11 protein-coding genes are annotated in these 15,232 nt (G+C 60.8%); 2 read left to right on the top strand and 9 right to left on the bottom strand.

Features of this window, described 5'->3' with window-relative positions; genetic code table 11:
* Positions 1-47: 47 nt before the first annotated feature.
* The 4 genes from KGB27_RS11020 to KGB27_RS11005 all read right to left on the bottom strand — a co-directional run bounded on the left by KGB27_RS11020 (position 48) and on the right by KGB27_RS11005 (position 5,250).
* Positions 48-1,115, bottom strand: a complete 1,068-nt coding sequence (locus KGB27_RS11020; protein WP_223554451.1) for a lipocalin-like domain-containing protein — start codon at positions 1,113-1,115, stop codon at positions 48-50.
* Entirely contained in the window at positions 1,105-3,576 is a 2,472-nt protein-coding gene (locus tag KGB27_RS11015) for an ABC transporter permease (RefSeq protein WP_223554448.1), read from the bottom strand. The genes KGB27_RS11020 and KGB27_RS11015 overlap by 11 nt, the downstream gene beginning before the upstream one ends.
* Position 3,577: 1 nt before the next feature.
* Positions 3,578-4,246 carry an ABC transporter ATP-binding protein gene (locus KGB27_RS11010; RefSeq protein ID WP_008034147.1) on the bottom strand — a complete coding sequence of 223 codons (669 nt, stop codon included), beginning with the start codon at positions 4,244-4,246 and terminating at the stop codon, positions 3,578-3,580.
* A 197-nt stretch (positions 4,247-4,443) separates the two neighbouring features.
* Complete coding sequence (locus tag KGB27_RS11005; RefSeq protein WP_223554446.1) at positions 4,444-5,250, bottom strand: class I SAM-dependent methyltransferase; 807 nt, start codon at positions 5,248-5,250, stop codon at positions 4,444-4,446.
* Between the two features lie 169 nt (positions 5,251-5,419).
* Here KGB27_RS11005 and KGB27_RS11000 point away from each other — a divergent pair, with 169 nt between their 5' ends.
* Positions 5,420-5,815, top strand: a complete 396-nt coding sequence (locus KGB27_RS11000; protein ID WP_223554444.1) for a hypothetical protein — start codon at positions 5,420-5,422, stop codon at positions 5,813-5,815.
* Here the strand turns inward: KGB27_RS11000 and KGB27_RS10995 are convergent.
* The 5 genes from KGB27_RS10995 to KGB27_RS10975 form a co-directional block, all read right to left on the bottom strand.
* Positions 5,806-7,233, bottom strand: a complete 1,428-nt coding sequence (locus KGB27_RS10995) for a sigma-54-dependent transcriptional regulator (RefSeq protein WP_207286177.1) — start codon at positions 7,231-7,233, stop codon at positions 5,806-5,808. The two genes, KGB27_RS11000 and KGB27_RS10995, sit on opposite strands and share 10 nt — an antisense overlap.
* Positions 7,202-8,698 carry a sensor histidine kinase gene (locus KGB27_RS10990; RefSeq protein WP_008034155.1) on the bottom strand — a complete coding sequence of 499 codons (1,497 nt, stop codon included), beginning with the start codon at positions 8,696-8,698 and terminating at the stop codon, positions 7,202-7,204. Before KGB27_RS10990 ends, KGB27_RS10995 begins: the two co-directional genes overlap by 32 nt.
* A 104-nt stretch (positions 8,699-8,802) precedes the next feature.
* Positions 8,803-9,819, bottom strand: a complete 1,017-nt coding sequence (locus KGB27_RS10985) for an SCO family protein (RefSeq protein ID WP_008043625.1) — start codon at positions 9,817-9,819, stop codon at positions 8,803-8,805.
* Positions 9,820-9,836: 17 nt separating this feature from the next.
* Entirely contained in the window at positions 9,837-12,644 is a 2,808-nt protein-coding gene (locus KGB27_RS10980; protein ID WP_223554442.1) for a multicopper oxidase domain-containing protein, read from the bottom strand.
* A gap of 183 nt (positions 12,645-12,827) precedes the next feature.
* Positions 12,828-14,276, bottom strand: a complete 1,449-nt coding sequence (locus tag KGB27_RS10975; protein WP_223480510.1) for a sensor histidine kinase — start codon at positions 14,274-14,276, stop codon at positions 12,828-12,830.
* 560 nt (positions 14,277-14,836) lie between these two features.
* Between KGB27_RS10975 and KGB27_RS10970 the strand changes: the two genes are divergently transcribed.
* On the top strand, positions 14,837-15,208 hold the full coding sequence (locus KGB27_RS10970) for a DUF6124 family protein (RefSeq protein ID WP_008034164.1): 372 nt from the start codon (positions 14,837-14,839) through the stop codon (positions 15,206-15,208).
* The last annotated feature ends 24 nt before the right edge of the window (positions 15,209-15,232 follow it).

Raw genomic sequence — 15,232 nt, 5'->3', positions numbered from 1 at the left:
GCGGTACGTCGGAGTATTTCGAGGCACGCGCTGTCGAGAGCTGCGACTCAATACCCGGTCATTTCCAGATAGCCCTGCCCCGCATGACTGCCGCTCAGGCGCACGGGGCCTTCCCAGTATGGAATGCGCAAATTCATCCAGGCATTGCGATTGAGGGCATCGAGGGTGATGTCGAGGTGCTTGGCGGGAATTTTGATTGACCAGCGCACCGGCATCGAACGACCGGCGACTGTCGCGGTGTCTTGTGGCGTGAGGATGATGTCGGCGGCGTGCAATAACTGAGTCTGGCCCTGTGCGTCGATCCAGGTGCCGGTGAGATACGGCTCGCCGTTTTTCTGCCGCATGCGGTACAGCATGACCTGTTCGCCGCTGTCCAGGTGCAGGGAAAACCAGTCCCAACCTGTCTGATTGGCGGTCAGTGGCTGGCTGCTCCACTCGCGGTCAAGCCAGGCTGGACCGCTGACCTGATAGGCCTTGCCGTCGATATCCAACGTGCCGCTGGCCTGGAAAAACGGCTGGCTGTAGTAGTACGACGCCTGGCCCTGTTCGGATTTCTGACTAAAACCCTTGTCGCCCTGAAGCACCAGTGGACGCGTGGACGTCAGCCGCAGCTGGTAGCTGAACGCCTTGTCGCGGGCACTGAGTTGAAGCTCCGCCAGAGGATCGGCGCCCTGGCTGCTGAATCGCCAGTCGTCGATCCACGCATTGAACGGGTCAAGACTCACACCCGCCTGACCAACGCCACCCCGGGAATAACGCTCGGCAGCATGATGCACCGTGGCAGAGGTCACCGCAGCATGCCCCAACCAGATCACCTGATTGCCCCAACCCGCCACCTCGGGCGCGGCTTTCAAGGCACTGCGAAACAGCGTCCATTGCACGCCGAACTCGCGGCCCTGATCGTCCTTGAGGTTAGCCGTGACGTACCACCACTCGATCCGAAAACCATCGTGGGGACCGTGATCCGCCGGGAAACTGAACACCCGGCCGGGCACTACGGGTGTGAACGCGGCAGCTTCACCCCCGAGCCCGGCGAAGCCTTTTTCAACCGGCGCCGTGTCATCGCAGCCGCTCAAAAAAAGTGCCAGCAACAACGCGCCGAGCTTAATCCTCATGAGCAAACGTCCTCAGCAGGTCCGCCGGTTGCGAGCGATACAGCGAGTACAGCGGCCACGCCGACGCCAGCAAAGTCGCGAGCAACGCCAGCCCCATCAACTGCAACAGCTGCAACGGAAAGACCCGCAACGGCAGGCGCCAGCCGAACGCCTGAACGTTGATCACCGTGTCCAGGCACCACGCCAGCGCGATGCCCAACGGCAACGCCAACATCAGCGTCAGCACTGCCAGCAGCCAGGTTTGCCCGAGGTTGAGCAGCATCAATTGTCGGCGCGTCACACCCAGCGCCCACAGGGGCGCGAGTTGTCCGAGGCGGCTTTGGCTCTGGGTCAGCAGGCTGATGAACAGCGCCACGCCCGCGACTGCGAGGGTCAGGCTGTTCAGCGCGGCAGTGGCGGCGAAGGTGCGTTCGAACACTTGTGTGGACCAGCCCTTGAGCCGGGCCTGATCGACGATGCGACTGTCATCGAGGGCGAAGCGCGCTTGCAGGGTTTGCAGGAACGGCGCAATCAACGGCGGGTCGATGCGCAGGTTGAAACGGTTCGGCGTCAGTTGCGGCCAGCCGCGCAGCAGGTGATTGACGTTGACCAGGAGGTGGCCCTTGGGGTTGCCGTAGTCGGCGTAGATCCCGACGATTCGCGGCGACCAGGGTCCCGCCGGTGTGGGTATCGTCAGGTGGTCGCCCAGATGCACTTTCAACCGCCGCGCCAGTTGTTCGCTGAGCATCAAGGCGTCGTCCTTGGCCAGCCGGTCCCACGGGTTGTCGCCCAAGGCCTCCAACAGCGGCCAGTGCTGGCGATAGGTCGGGTGGTCGGTCACGCCGAATACGTCCGCGGGCCAGCCCTGCAACTGGATCGACACCTGCCAGTTGGGCAGCACCGCGCTGAGGGAGGGTTGCTGTTTGAGCCAGCTTTGCAGTTCTCGGGCCTGGGCCGGATTTTGCGGGTTCACGTACAGCTCGGCAGTCAGGCGTTGTTCGAGCCAGTTACTGAAGGTCTGGCGGAAACCGGCGGTCATGCTGCCGGCGCCGATGTTCGCCGCCAATGCCAACAGCAGCGCCATCAGCGCCAGGCTCAGGGCCGGCAGTTGCTGGCGGCAATCGGCGAGAAACCATTGGCCGAGCACCGAGCGGCTGCGCTGCAGCGTCAGGTTCAACACGCTGTTGAGCACCACCGGCAGCGCCAGTGCGGCACCGATCAACAATGCCGCCATCAGCACAAATCCACTGGCGAGGCTGTCGCCCCGGATCAGCGCCAGTAACGCGATCACGCCGGCAATCGCCGCGACCCACGCCTGGCGCCGCAACCAGCGTGCGTGAGCCTGATGCCAGGCTTGCGGATCGGCCAGGGCCAGCAACGGCAGACGCGCCGCCCGCAACAAACTGTTGGCACCGGCCAACAACGCGCCGAACAGGCTCAAGCCGACGCCACTGAGCCACCACCATGGACTGAGGCTTAACTGCCCCGCCACTTCGGCACCGTACAAACCGCGCAAACTCGCAGCGACATCCGGCAGCAGCACGCTGGCCAGCAGGTAGCCGCTGGCAACGCCGGCGAGGCCGCCGAGCAGTGCCAGGCCGCCCAGTTCAACGGCGAGGCAAGCGATCAACATCCGTGCGCTGACACCACAGGCGCGCAAGGTTCGCAGCAGCCCTCGGCGTTGTTCCAGCGCCAGCCCGATGGCCGCGTGAACGATGAACAGGCCGACCACGAAAGACAGAAAACCCAAGGCATCGAGGTTCAGATGAAAACTTTCGGTGAGGCGCGAGAGGTTGTTTTCTTCGCCGCTGCTTTTGAGTTGGAGCTGGCTTTTGAACTGATCCGGCAAGGTGGCGGTGAAATCCTTGGGCAGCAGCAGACGAGACAGTTGCTCCGGCAGCCCCAGAATCTGCTGGGCGAAGCCGATATCCACCAGCAACACGCCGGGGGCCATGTCGGTTTGTACATGCAGCGGCGGCAAGGCGGCACCGCTCAACGTCAACGGCTGCTCGCCTTCGCGCATGCCCAACGCTTGCAACGTCTGCGGCGAAATCCAGGTGCTGCCCGGCGGGCTGAAAAACCGGACGATCTGCTCAATGTCCAATGCCCGCCCGGCCACCGCCGAACCGGCCGGCAGCGACACCGGCTCGATGCCCATCAGTTGCAAGCGCTGGTCTTCATGGCCCTTGAGCGTCACCCGCCCTTGCAGCACCGGCGACACCGGCCAACCGGCGCGGCGCAGTTCGATAAACAATGCCTGAGAAAAAGTCCCGCCACCGGGTGCACTGAGGCTGGCCTGCGGTTCACCGCCGATCAACTGACTGGCCCGCGCATAACTTTCCCGCGCCTGACTGTTGAGCGCCTGCACGCCGGTCAGCAGGCTGGTGGCCAGCCACAGCCCGGTCAGCACACTGAAAAACTGCACCGGGTGCTGCCGCCAATGGCTGAGCAGCGCCCGCAACGTCTCGCGAAAGACCCTCACCTCAGTGCTCGTCCGCGCCAGCCAGACGGCCACGGTGCAGCACCACTTTTTCAGCCAGCCGCGCGGCCACTCTCGGGCTGTGGGTGACCATCAACAACGTCGTCGGACTGTCGTCGAGCAGTTCCAGCAACAACTTCAGCACTTCATCGCTGGTGGCTTCATCGAGGCTGCCGGTGGGTTCATCGGCCAGCAGCAATTTGGGTTGCGATGCCAGCGCCCGGCCCAGCGCGACTCGCTGTTGCTGGCCGCCGGACAACTGCTCGGGATAACGCCGCAACACATCGCCCAGGCCCAGACGCTTGACCAGATGCGCCTGCCAGCGCGCATCATGCCGCCCCGCCAGCCGCGCCTGGAACGCCAGATTGTCCTCCACGCGCAAACTGCCGATCAGGTTGAACTGCTGGAACACCAGGCCGATTTCGGTGCGTCGCCAGTTCGCCAGTTGCCCTTCACTCATTCGTTCAAGCTGATGTTCACCACTGCGGATGCTGCCGCTATCGACCTTGTCCAGCCCGGCGATCAAGTGCAGCAAGGTGCTTTTGCCGCTGCCCGACTCGCCCATCAGCGCCAGGCTGCTGCCGGATTTCAGCGTCAGGTCGACACCTTGCAGCACCGACAGAGGACCTTGCGGAGTGGCGTAGCTTTTGAAAACGCCTTGGACCGAAAGCATGGGTGAACCTGTTTTAGGGGCGTGGGGCAAAGGATAGCGGCCGCGGAAGTGGAGTTGGGACAAATTTCAGGTTTGCGTTGCACGTTAGGGCCCCATCGCGAGCAGGCTCGCTCCCACATTGGATCTTCGTTGCGCCAAAGATCAAGGTGGGAGCGAGCCTGCTCGCGATAGGGGCAACTCATTTTCGGCTCAAAAACTCAGCACTTCACCCCCACCCACGTAAAACACAACGGCAACTGCGCCTCTCGCTGCTGATACTGATCATAAATCTCCTCCCGGTTGGAATGCGGATATTCCTTGAAGTGGCTGATCTGCAACCCCGCTTCGATGGCGCCGGTAAACATCTCGCTGAGGGTGTGGACGAACCAGTAGGACGTCGCGGCCTGCTGTTCGACTTTACCTTCGTAGACGATCGGCTGGTCCTGCACGAAAGGTTCGCGGCGGAAGTACGAAGTGACCGGGCGAAAGGGATCGTCTGATTCGGGGTCGAACATTTCCAGGAACGGGTGGGTTTCGTACACCACCAACGCCCCGCCGGGCTTGAGGGTGCGGGCGACGTGGCGGAAGAATTCGCCAATGTCCGGCATCCAGCCCAATACGCCGATGGTGATCAGGGCCACATCGAACCGGTGGTGCAGTTCACTCGGCAGGTGATGAATGTCGGCCTCGACGAATTCAGGCGCGTGCGGCGAGCGGGAAGCCAGTTCCCGCGCCTGATCGAGAAACGCTGCGGACTGGTCAACGCCGACGACGCTGCGGGCACCGAGCGCAAACAGTGCAAGACTTTCGCGGCCGTTGTTGCAGCCCAGTTGCACCACGTCCTTGCCGTCGACCCCGACCTGCTCCAGCACACCGCGCAACGTGTCGTCGATGCAGCAGAAATCGCCCAGTGTCACGGCCTTCAACAGGGACGGCCATTCGGGATTGTCTTTGTGGTGTCGGGCGGAGTCATTCCACGCATCGCGGTTGCTGGCGATGGCTTTTTCTTTGGTCAGCATTTCCATTGCACGCTCCAGAACTCGGGTTTATCAGACCGGCCCGAGTCTAGATCAGCGTTTTTGAAAAACCCATGTGGTGTTTGTTGGAATGTTGTAAGCCGGCAACGCCCCCGTACGGCAGCTATAGTTAATGGCCTTGGGGAATTGCGGGACAACCGATTTCGCAGGTGCTGCCATGAAACACACCGATTTGATGCTGTTGCTCATCTTCTGCCTGACCGCCACCACGGGGGTTCACGCGGATGACAACCTGACGCCGCCGTCCGGGTACAGCAGCGAGTTCAACTATTACGGCGAAAACCAGCCGTTCGCCCACCCCGTTCCGCCGACGTTGAGCACGGTGCCACCGCGCTCGTACATTCCCACGGCGCCGCAGGATTTCATCCCGATCTCCAGCGAGCACGTGTTCTCCGATTCACAGTTGCCGACCGTCGCGGATGCCACCGTCCGGGTGTTCATCCGCTCCTATGACCCGGAACTCGGCGTCTACGTGAACGAAGAAGTCGTCGACCCGACCTGCCTGCTGGCCTGCCTCAGTCGGCAGGGCCAGGCGACGCCCGTCTACCACTGACGCTTGTCCGGGCGGGCGAGGCCGAGTTTTTCGATCCGGTAACGCAGCATGTCGCGGCTCAAACCCAGCAGGCGCGCGGACTTGGTGACGTTCCAGTCGGTCTTGTCGAGCATCTTGCGCACCATGTCGCGCTCGACCTCCGGCAGGTTCATCGACTCGTTGCCGTTGTACGCCGGGCGCACTTCGTTATGGGGCGCCTCGGGCATCGCCACCGGCTCGTCCACCAGGCTCAGGCAGACGTTCAACTGGTGCGCGGCGATGGTGTCGTACTGGGCCAGCAGCACGGTTTGTTCGAGCATGTTGCGCAACTCGCGCACGTTGCCCGGCCAGCTGTAGCTCATGAGCAACTCTTCGGCCTGTTCGCTGAAATGCAGGTTCGGTTTGCCATAGCGTTTGCCGTGGATGGCGAGGAAGTGCCGGGCCAGCAACAGGACGTCTTCGCCACGGGTATAAAGGCGCGGCACCTTGATCGAAATGATGCGCAAACGGAAGAACAGGTCGCGGCGGAACTTGCCCTGCTGGACCATTTGTTCGAGGTTGCAATTGGTTGCGCTGATCACCCGCAAATCGACCTTGCGCTCCTTCACCGAACCGACCCGGCGAATAGTCCGGTCTTCCAGCAGCTTCAGCAGTTTGGCTTGCAGCAGCAGGTCCATTTCCCCGACTTCATCGAGAAACAAGGTGCCGCCATCCGCCGCTTCCACAAGGCCGACGCGACGGTCCTTGGCGTCGGTGAATGCCCCCTTCTCATGGCCGAACAGCTCCGACTCCACGAGGTTGGAGGGAATCGACGCGCAGTTGAATTCAATGAACGGACCCTTGCTGCGCGGGCCGTCGAAATGCAGCGCGCGGGCCACCAGTTCCTTGCCAGTGCCCGTCTCGCCTTCCACCAGCACCGGCGGCAAATCGGCGTTGGCCATCCGGCGCTCCGCGTCGAGCAACTGGCCGATGGTGTTTTTCAGAAAGACCATGGGCCCCGATTCGCCGATCAACGCCTGCACCCCCGACTTCTGCGCTTCGCGTTCCTGATAGAACGACAGCGTGCGCTCCATCCGCTCGGTGGCCAGGGCCTTGTCCAGCAACAGCTTGAGTTCCGGCAGCGCCACCGGTTTGGTGACGTAATGGAACGCGCCTTCTTTCATCGCCACCACGGCGTCTTCGACATTGCCGTAGCCGGTCATCATGATCACTTTCAGGTCCGGCGCGCTGATACGCAGCTTCTGGATCAGATCGTGACCGCTCATGCCCGGCAACGAGTTGTCGGTCAGTACGACGTCCGGGGCAAACGTGTTCATTTGCTTCAGCGCATCTTCAGCCGAGTGGCAGACCGTCACCTCGAAGTCTTTGCGTTCCAGGTAGGTCTGAAGATTCCCGGCGAGGATTTCGTCATCCTCGACCAGCAGAATGCTGTACCCCATATTCCCCTCCCGTTGCCACTTTGAAGTTCAGACAAACGCGGGTTCCTTCCTGCTCCTGGCTGGTCAGTTCGACCGAACCTTCAAAACGCTCCATTATTCTTTTGACCAGGGCCAGGCCCACACCCAACCCGCCTTGCTTGGTGGTGAAAAACGGTTTGAAAACCATTTGTTGCTGCTGTTTGGTCATGCCCTTGCCGGTATCGCTCAGGGTCATGCGCAAGAGTCCGGACTGCGGCGACTCGATATCGATGCTCAGCACGCCGCCCTTGGGCATGGCTTCGAGGGCATTGGCGAACAGGCTATTGAGAATTTGCGTGAGCAGCACCTGTTGGCTGACGACCGGTGGGCAAACCTGCGGCGTGAACCGGACTTCGACACCGGAGCGCTTGATCAGCGCGTCAAAGGCACTCAGGGTGTCGTCGATGGCCAACACCAGGTCTACCGTTTCGTAGTCGTCATTCACCGGCCGCAACGACACCAGCAACTCGCGAACCCAACGCGACATGCGATCGACCTGGTTGATGATGTCGCCGATGTTCTTCTGCGCGCTCTGACTGGCGATTTCCTGGGCCAGTTCGGCGCTGGAGCGAATGTTCGCCAGCGGGTTGCGCAAACTGTGGGCCACGGCCGAAGACATTTCCCCCAGCGCGACGAAGGTTTCGTTGGCAATCAGCTGTTTCTGCTGGCTCTCGATCAGCTTCGCCGCACGCCGCACAATCCAGAACAGCCCCAAGTAGATGGCGGCACCACCGAGCACGGTGGCCAGCCAGATGGCCTTGAAACCGCGCTGGATACGTTCAACCAGATCAGTAGGCTCCTTGTAGACCTCGACCATGGCGATGACTTTGCTTTTGTCGGCGTTGAACATCGGGATGTAGTTTTCAACGAACAGGTACTGGGGCTCGTGCAACAGTTTTTGTTCCGGACGTTCTTCATCGACTTCGTGGTAGCTGGTGGAAACGGGCTCCTTCATTTCGAAAGATTCGTCCAGTTCATCGTCGTCTTCGATGCGTACGCCGATCAGTTCCGGGTTGGTCGACCAGACCACGGTGCGATCCTGGGCATACACCGTGGCCAACAGCAGGTCCGGCAGGTTTGCCACATGGTCGAGAAACTCGATGCGCGCCGCAGCACGTGCGCCCGGGTTCACGTCGGGATGGGCGTTATCCAGGCGAGAATCGAGCATTTCGCCCATGGTTCTTTCCGGGGAAATCGATGCGTGGCGGATTTCGGCAGCACCGATGGCCTGGATAAATTGCGCGGTCAGCATGGAATCGCGTTCGATGCTCTCCTCCACCACGAAACGGGTGGAGATGTACCCCAGCCCCGCCGCCACGGCGGCAATGATCAAAAAACTGGCAAAGGAAAACCAGCGCAGCAGATTGAATTCGCCACGCCAGCTCGTGCATTCCCCCGCCGGAAGGTTCGACGGAGCAGGTACTTTTTGTTGTTCGAGTATCTGCATGGTGGGTCCTGAATTCGGTACTGGCATGAAGCCTATTCAGTGGCGTTTCGCATCAGTGTAGGTGTCATTGATCGAGTCGGCGGTTCAATGATAGTAATTCGCCGCTATGGCACCTGCGCCGCTTGCAACGATTGCTGACGATCGGTTTCCTCCTGCAAAAAATCAATGATGGACTGCGCCGCTTTCTCATCAAGGCGCAGGTTTGGCATCGGGATTTTGTCGAAGCGTTGAAACAGTTCCAGCGCAATCGGGTCTTTTTCGGCCAGCATGCGATCCGGTTCTCGGATCCAGCGATTGAGCCAGGCGGGATCGCGCACGCGGGTTACGCCGATCAGGTCCGGGCCGATGGCACGCATGCCGATGCCCTGCCCGTCTTGCGGCCCGAGGCTGTGGCACGAGGCGCAACGGGTGCGAAACAACTCTTCGCCGTTGCTCGGCGGGCGGATCTCGGGCGCATCGGCATAATTTTCTTCAACACTGGGTTGCTTCCAGTTCTGCAAGGTATTGGCCAACTGATCGGCGAGAATCCATGGGTTCTCGAACGGTGAGGCTTTCATCCAGCGACCGGTGCCCTGGTTGCCGACGATCAGGCTCAGGTTGTGGTCCTTGCTGCGACCGTTGTCGACACCCTCGATAAACAGCCCGAGCTTTTTGCGCAGGTCGGTGACGGCCTCGAACTCCCCGGTGAGGAACTGCCAGCCCGGTCCGACTTTGAAGCGCTGCGCGTAGGCCTTGAGCACCTCGGGTGTATCGCTCAACGGGTCGATGCTGATCGAGTAGAAAAAAATGTCCTGACCGACCCGGGGCCCCAACAACTGCTGCACCTGGCGCAGGCGCGCGGTTTCCAGCGGGCAGGAATCGCTGCACGTGGTGAAGATGAAGTTGATCACAACCACTTTGCCTTTGATCATGTCATCGAAAAAACGCACCTGCCGACCGTCCTGGTCGGTCAGCAAGGTGTTGGGAAAGTAATCGCGCCCCCAGGGGGTCGCCGATTCCGTCGGCGACGGCGACAGTGCGCCTTCATGAGCGAGCAGCACCTGGCTGGCCAGCAAAAACGTCACCAGTACCAGAATCAGGTGCATGCCCAGTGCGCGGGAGCGCGGCGTGTGCAGTGTCATGTCGGCTCCCCTGCGGATCATGGCTTGATCACCACTTGTGGGCCGTAGCCATCGCCAGTGCGGAAGGTTGGCAGTGCAGCAGAGTTCACGTAGCGCACGCCATCCCAGCTCGGCAGCGGAACCGGCATCAATTGCAGTTGCCCCGGTTTCTCAACGTCCCAACGCAACAGCATGGAGTTGTCTTCATGTTGAGTGTTGTGGCAGTGCTCCATGTACGTCCCGGCGAATTCGCGGAAGTGGATCGCAATCTCGACGCTGTCCAGGCCGTCCTTTTCCGGACCGATGCGGTACACGTCCTTACGTGCCCATTTTTCCCACTCTGGTGGTAGCTTGCCGCCGCGACTGAGGATGATCCCCTCCTCGAAGTGCACGTGAACCGGGTGGCTCCAGCCCTCGCCGCCGAGCTTGATGTTCCACACTTCCAGCGTACCGAAGCCCGTGGCGCCGGCATCGGTCGGGCCGGAGGCCAGTTTGGTCGAGACGTTCAGCCGACGAGGGTCCATTCTGAAACCGAAACCGCCGTCGGTCTTGATTGTCCACGGCGCCGAATCGGTGCCGTCGGAACGACCGAAGGTGAAGGTGCGATGACGGGCCTTGGCCAGCAGCGCCTTGTCGGCCACATTATCGCGGTGAATTTTCAGCGGGATCATCACCAGGCCTTCAGCCTTGCCCGGTTTGGCCGGTTCATAGGCCGCCGGGTCCATGGCCAGGTCCTGACCGGTGTAGGCCTTGACGTTGAATTGCAACACTTTGCCTATCGCCGGATCACCGTCCTCCCACTTCGGCCCCTTGCTGGATTGCCTGATGACGGCCTTGTACTTCTCGGACAGCACGTCAGCCAGGGCGGCGGGTTCTTCCGGGCCCTTGCCGTCTTCGTGCACCAGCAGGTTGACGAAGAACAGCTTGTCGCCCGCCTTGACCCCGTTTTTCGAGAAGTTGACGATGATGTCGAAACGTTCGGCGATGCCCATGGTTGGCAGGATCGCGTTGTGATTTTGAGTATCGCCGTCGGCATCCAGGTCCATGGTGCCGTCGAACGGCACGGCGTGTTCCATGATATTGCCGTCGTTGGCAATCATGTGGAACGGCACGCGGGCGTACGACAAGCCTGACCCGACAGGCCCTGGGAACTCGCCGCCGGTGCCCTTGATTTCGCGCACCAGCGCGAGTTTGAAGTAGCGCGATACCGAGCCATTGAGCATGCGGAACCGATAGCTGCGGGCGCGCACATCCAGGACCGGTTTCCACTGCCAGTTGACCAGCACCTGATCACCGAGGAAGCCATCGGTATTGAACGGGTTAAACCACAGTTGACCGTTCTTGTCCCACGCTTTATCGGCAAACAGCAGGTTGACGTCGTAGTCGCGGTTGCCCCAAGGCAAGGCGTTGCCACTGGGTAAACGCAGGTTGACGCCGTCATTCACCGCTTCATTGCCACGGTCCAGGGCGCTGTAGTAGTTCATCATCGCCGCGTTGCCCTTGTAGACGTTCTGCGCGGTGAAATCGAGCATGTGGTCGTGAAACCAGTGGGTGCTCATGGTTTCGCGCCAGTCGCCACGGATCTTGATCGTGCCGTTGTCGCAGGTCTTGCGGCTGGGGATGAGGTCGTTGGTCCACAGGGTTTCGCCCGGCGAGCACGGAAAAGCTGCACGCGGGTCTGTAGCCGTGGTGTTGATGCTGTCGTAGCCGGCCAACTGGATCGGCCAGCGATAGTCGTAGAATTGCCCGGGGAAGAAAAATGCGTTGGCATAACCGTCGCTTTCCGCCGGTTGGTGACCGTTGTGTTCGTGGGTGCTGAGGGTGTGCAGACCAAAACCCATGTTCGCCGACGGGTCGATCGGCAAGGCGTTGTAATGGCGCATCAGCACGGGTTGTCCGTAACGCACCATGAGCAATTTTGGCGGCAAGGTGCCGTCGAAGGTCCAGACCGATTTGTGGTTCTGCACCGGCATTTTCGGGTGAAAACGCGCATCGACGCCTTTGGCGGTGCCTACGGTCGTCGGCAGGCCAGCCACATTGTAATAGAGGCCACCGGGGCCAAACTCGCCCATGGCATAGCGGTGCATCTGACGACTGTCACGCAACCCGGTATTCACCCGTGCGCCGGATTGCACAGTCTTGTAGGCAATCTGCGGGTAAAACTCGTTCCAGCGCTGGTGCGACCAGCCTTTTCCTGGTGGACGGCCTTCAGCCGACGAACCGATACGGCGGTTGAGGAAAAATTCGATCTGCTTCTGCCAAGGGTTGCGGTCGACCACGTTGGAATAATGGCTGGGAAACGGGGTCAGTCCGGGTTGGCGCATGAAAGCGTCGAGTGCCGCACTCGGCGGAGCGCTGCGAGCGACGCTGGTGGGATCCTGTTGCGGCAGCGGGCCGATGGCGGCCGGTGGAAACGGCAACTGCGCCGCCGGGGTGGTGGGGTCGAGTTTTTCCGGACCGAACTCTTCGAACAGCACCAGTTGCTGAGTGAACGGCAGAGCACCGTACAACGGGCTGGGTTTGCCGTTGGTAGGGTAATTGAAGCTGGTCTGTATCGCCGGCGGAAGGACGTTTTCCTTGAGCGGGGTCTCTCGGGTGCCTTTGACGCCAGCCGGCAAGTCGAAGGCATCCAGGTTGGCGGGGGGCATGGTCAAAATGGCGTTCAAGGCACCTGCCTTGTCAGCCGGCTCGTCGTGATACGCCGAAGGGTCGGAAGGTGGCGGCTGCCCCTCGTCGTCGATCGGGCTGGCGCGCAGGCTCGTTGTGCCGAGCGTCATGGCCACAAAAACGCTAAGGGGCGTCAGGAGACCAAACCATTTGCAGGGGTGCAGCGCTTTTCTGTCCATCACCAGCCGCCTCGAAGTCGTGAAGGGGGTAATGGGGGTTTTGCAAGGAGCTCGCCAGACTTGCTACAGCCTATACAATCGCACTAATGCTCGTGGAAACAATGGCTTATCAACATCAATTTGCCATTCCCCGAAAAACGACTGGGGAATGACACCCGCAACCGGGGAAAGTTCGTCCCCATTTCAGGGACTGCGTTGGAACGACAGGCGAACACTTGTGCCCTCGCCCTCGCGACTGTCCAGGCTCACCGTACCGCCGCAGCGCTCCATAATCCGCTTGACCAGTACGAGCCCGACGCCGAGCCCGCCTTGCTTGGTGGTGAAAAACGGCCGGAAAGCCATGCTGCGCTGTTCTTCGTTCATGCCTCTGCCGGTATCGCTCACCACCACGCTGACGTCTCGGGCATCCGTCGGCTCCAGAATGACGGTGAGCGTGCCGCCCTGGTCCATGGCCTCCAGCGCGTTGGCCAGCAGACGGTTGAGTATCTGCGTCAACTGCATCTGCTGGCTCAGGACCATGGGCGTGTCCTTCGGCTCGAACACCACCTGAACGCAGGCCTTGGCGATCTGCTGCTCGAAGGCCATGAGGCTGTCGTGCACCGCCGCCACCAGGTTCACCGGTTCCGGTTCATCGGTGAGCGGGCGCAAGGATTGCAGCAATTCCCTGACCCACGTCGACATGCGATCGACCTGACCGATGATGTCGTTGATGTTTTGGTGCGCCGGGCCATTGTCGAACTCCAGCGCCAGTTCGGCACTGGAGCGAATGGTCGCCAACGGGTTACGCAAACTGTGGGCCACCGCCGATGACATCTCACCCAGGGCGACAAAGGTTTCGTTGGTGATCAATTGTTTTTGCTGCGCCGCCAACAGGATCGCCGCACGCCGCACGATCCAGTACAGCCCCAGATAAATCAGCCCGCCGCCCAGTGCGGTGGCCAGCCAGATCAACACCAGACCGCGCTCCATGCGGCTGATCAGGTCTTCGGGTTCCTTGTAGATCTCGACCATCGCCGTGACGTGCTCGCCGTCGGCATCGAACAGCGGAATGTAGTTTTCGATGAAGATGAATTCCGGCGGCGAGACGAACTTTTGCTCCATGCGTGTCTTGTCGACGTCGTGATAACTGGTCGACACCGGCGTCCTGGAGGCGAATGCGCGCTCAAGGTCTTCGTCGGCATGGATCGTGGTGCCCATCAATGCCGGGTTGGTCGACCAGATCACCATGCGGTCGGGGGCGTAGATGTTGGCAAGGATCACGTCAGGCAAGTGCTCGATGTGGTCGAGAAATTCGCCCCGGGCGTTGGCGCGGGCCATCGGGTCTACGTCGGGGAAATCCTTGTCCTTGCGCGGGTCCAGCAGCTCGCCCATGCTGCGCACATTGGGAATGGATACGTGGCGCACCTCGGTCAAGGCAATCGTCTGAATGAACTGCGAGGTCAGCAATGCATCGCGCTGCACGCTCTCGGTAATCACAAATCGCGTGGACACAGCCCCCAGCGCCACCGCCACCGTACCAATCACCGCCATGCTGATGAGGGAAAACCAGCGCAGCAGATTGAACGGTTGCTTTCGCGAGCTCAAGCGCACATCGCCCTCTTCGGACTGGAGCGATTGTGTGGGCATGTTCATGGGCGTACTTCCCGGCGATTCCCCCCATTGGTTATAGCCCACGGTCAGGCATTTGCCCGGTATTGGGTGTTGACGTGACGATCCGCTGTTGGATCCATCAATCGATACACGTCGTAACCGTTCGGCAAACACACATTCAGTGGTTTTGCCTTTGCAAACTGCCACGAGCACAGTCTGGCGCTTCCGCGATTTTCAGCAGTGCTTGCTCATGTTTAACCACGCGTGTTTAAAAACACTTCGTGTTACTTCGCGCAGGCTACAACGCCTTGCGCCATTGCCTACGCTTGCGCCAGAATCCGCCGGCTTGTGCGCCTTGGGCCAGGGCTCTATCGTTTTCCGGTCGCTGAAAAATACAGCGATGGGGTTTGGTAGCCCGGTTCAATTAGGCGTATTGCGTCACTGTTAGCAGACCTTTTTAGTCTCTGTTTTATGGTGGCCATGCGCAGGGCTCCCTCGGGGGCGCCGGGTTCCTAATTACCGGTCTACCAACCCGCGTATGGCCGCCACCCATCGTTTGGTAGCGAGGGTGAAGGCTCCTTTTTCAATTAGGAGTACCTGTAATGTTCAAAGTAACGCCCAATCCACCGGACACCGATCCGGCATCGCCGCAAGACAATCCCGATTCAGAAGCACATCGCGAGGCAGTCAATCGCGCCCTCGATTTCTACTTCAACCCTGCCGCCCAGAACGCTCACATCAAAGCCACTCCGCGAACACCCACCACCCTGTTTATCGTCAACCCGGAACTCGATACCGAAACCCTGCTGGCCCATGCGTGTGAATCCCTGGCATCGGCCAATGTCATGGCGACGGACCTGGCGGATCAACTGGACGGGACATGCCGCAACTCCCTGCTGGGGATTGCGCAAGTCATCATGCTGGGCGAGTTGGCGGTGAATCGGGCGCTGGATCAATTAGCCCCCACCGAGTAGCGACTGCGTCCGGCTGTCTGTAGG

The organism is Pseudomonas sp. BF-R-01 (genome assembly GCF_019946615.1).
In the GTDB taxonomy this organism is placed as follows: Bacteria; Pseudomonadota; Gammaproteobacteria; order Pseudomonadales; family Pseudomonadaceae; genus Aquipseudomonas; species Aquipseudomonas migulae.
The sequence above is the reverse complement of the archived record's forward strand: the minus strand, read 5'-3'. Positions and strand labels throughout refer to the sequence as shown.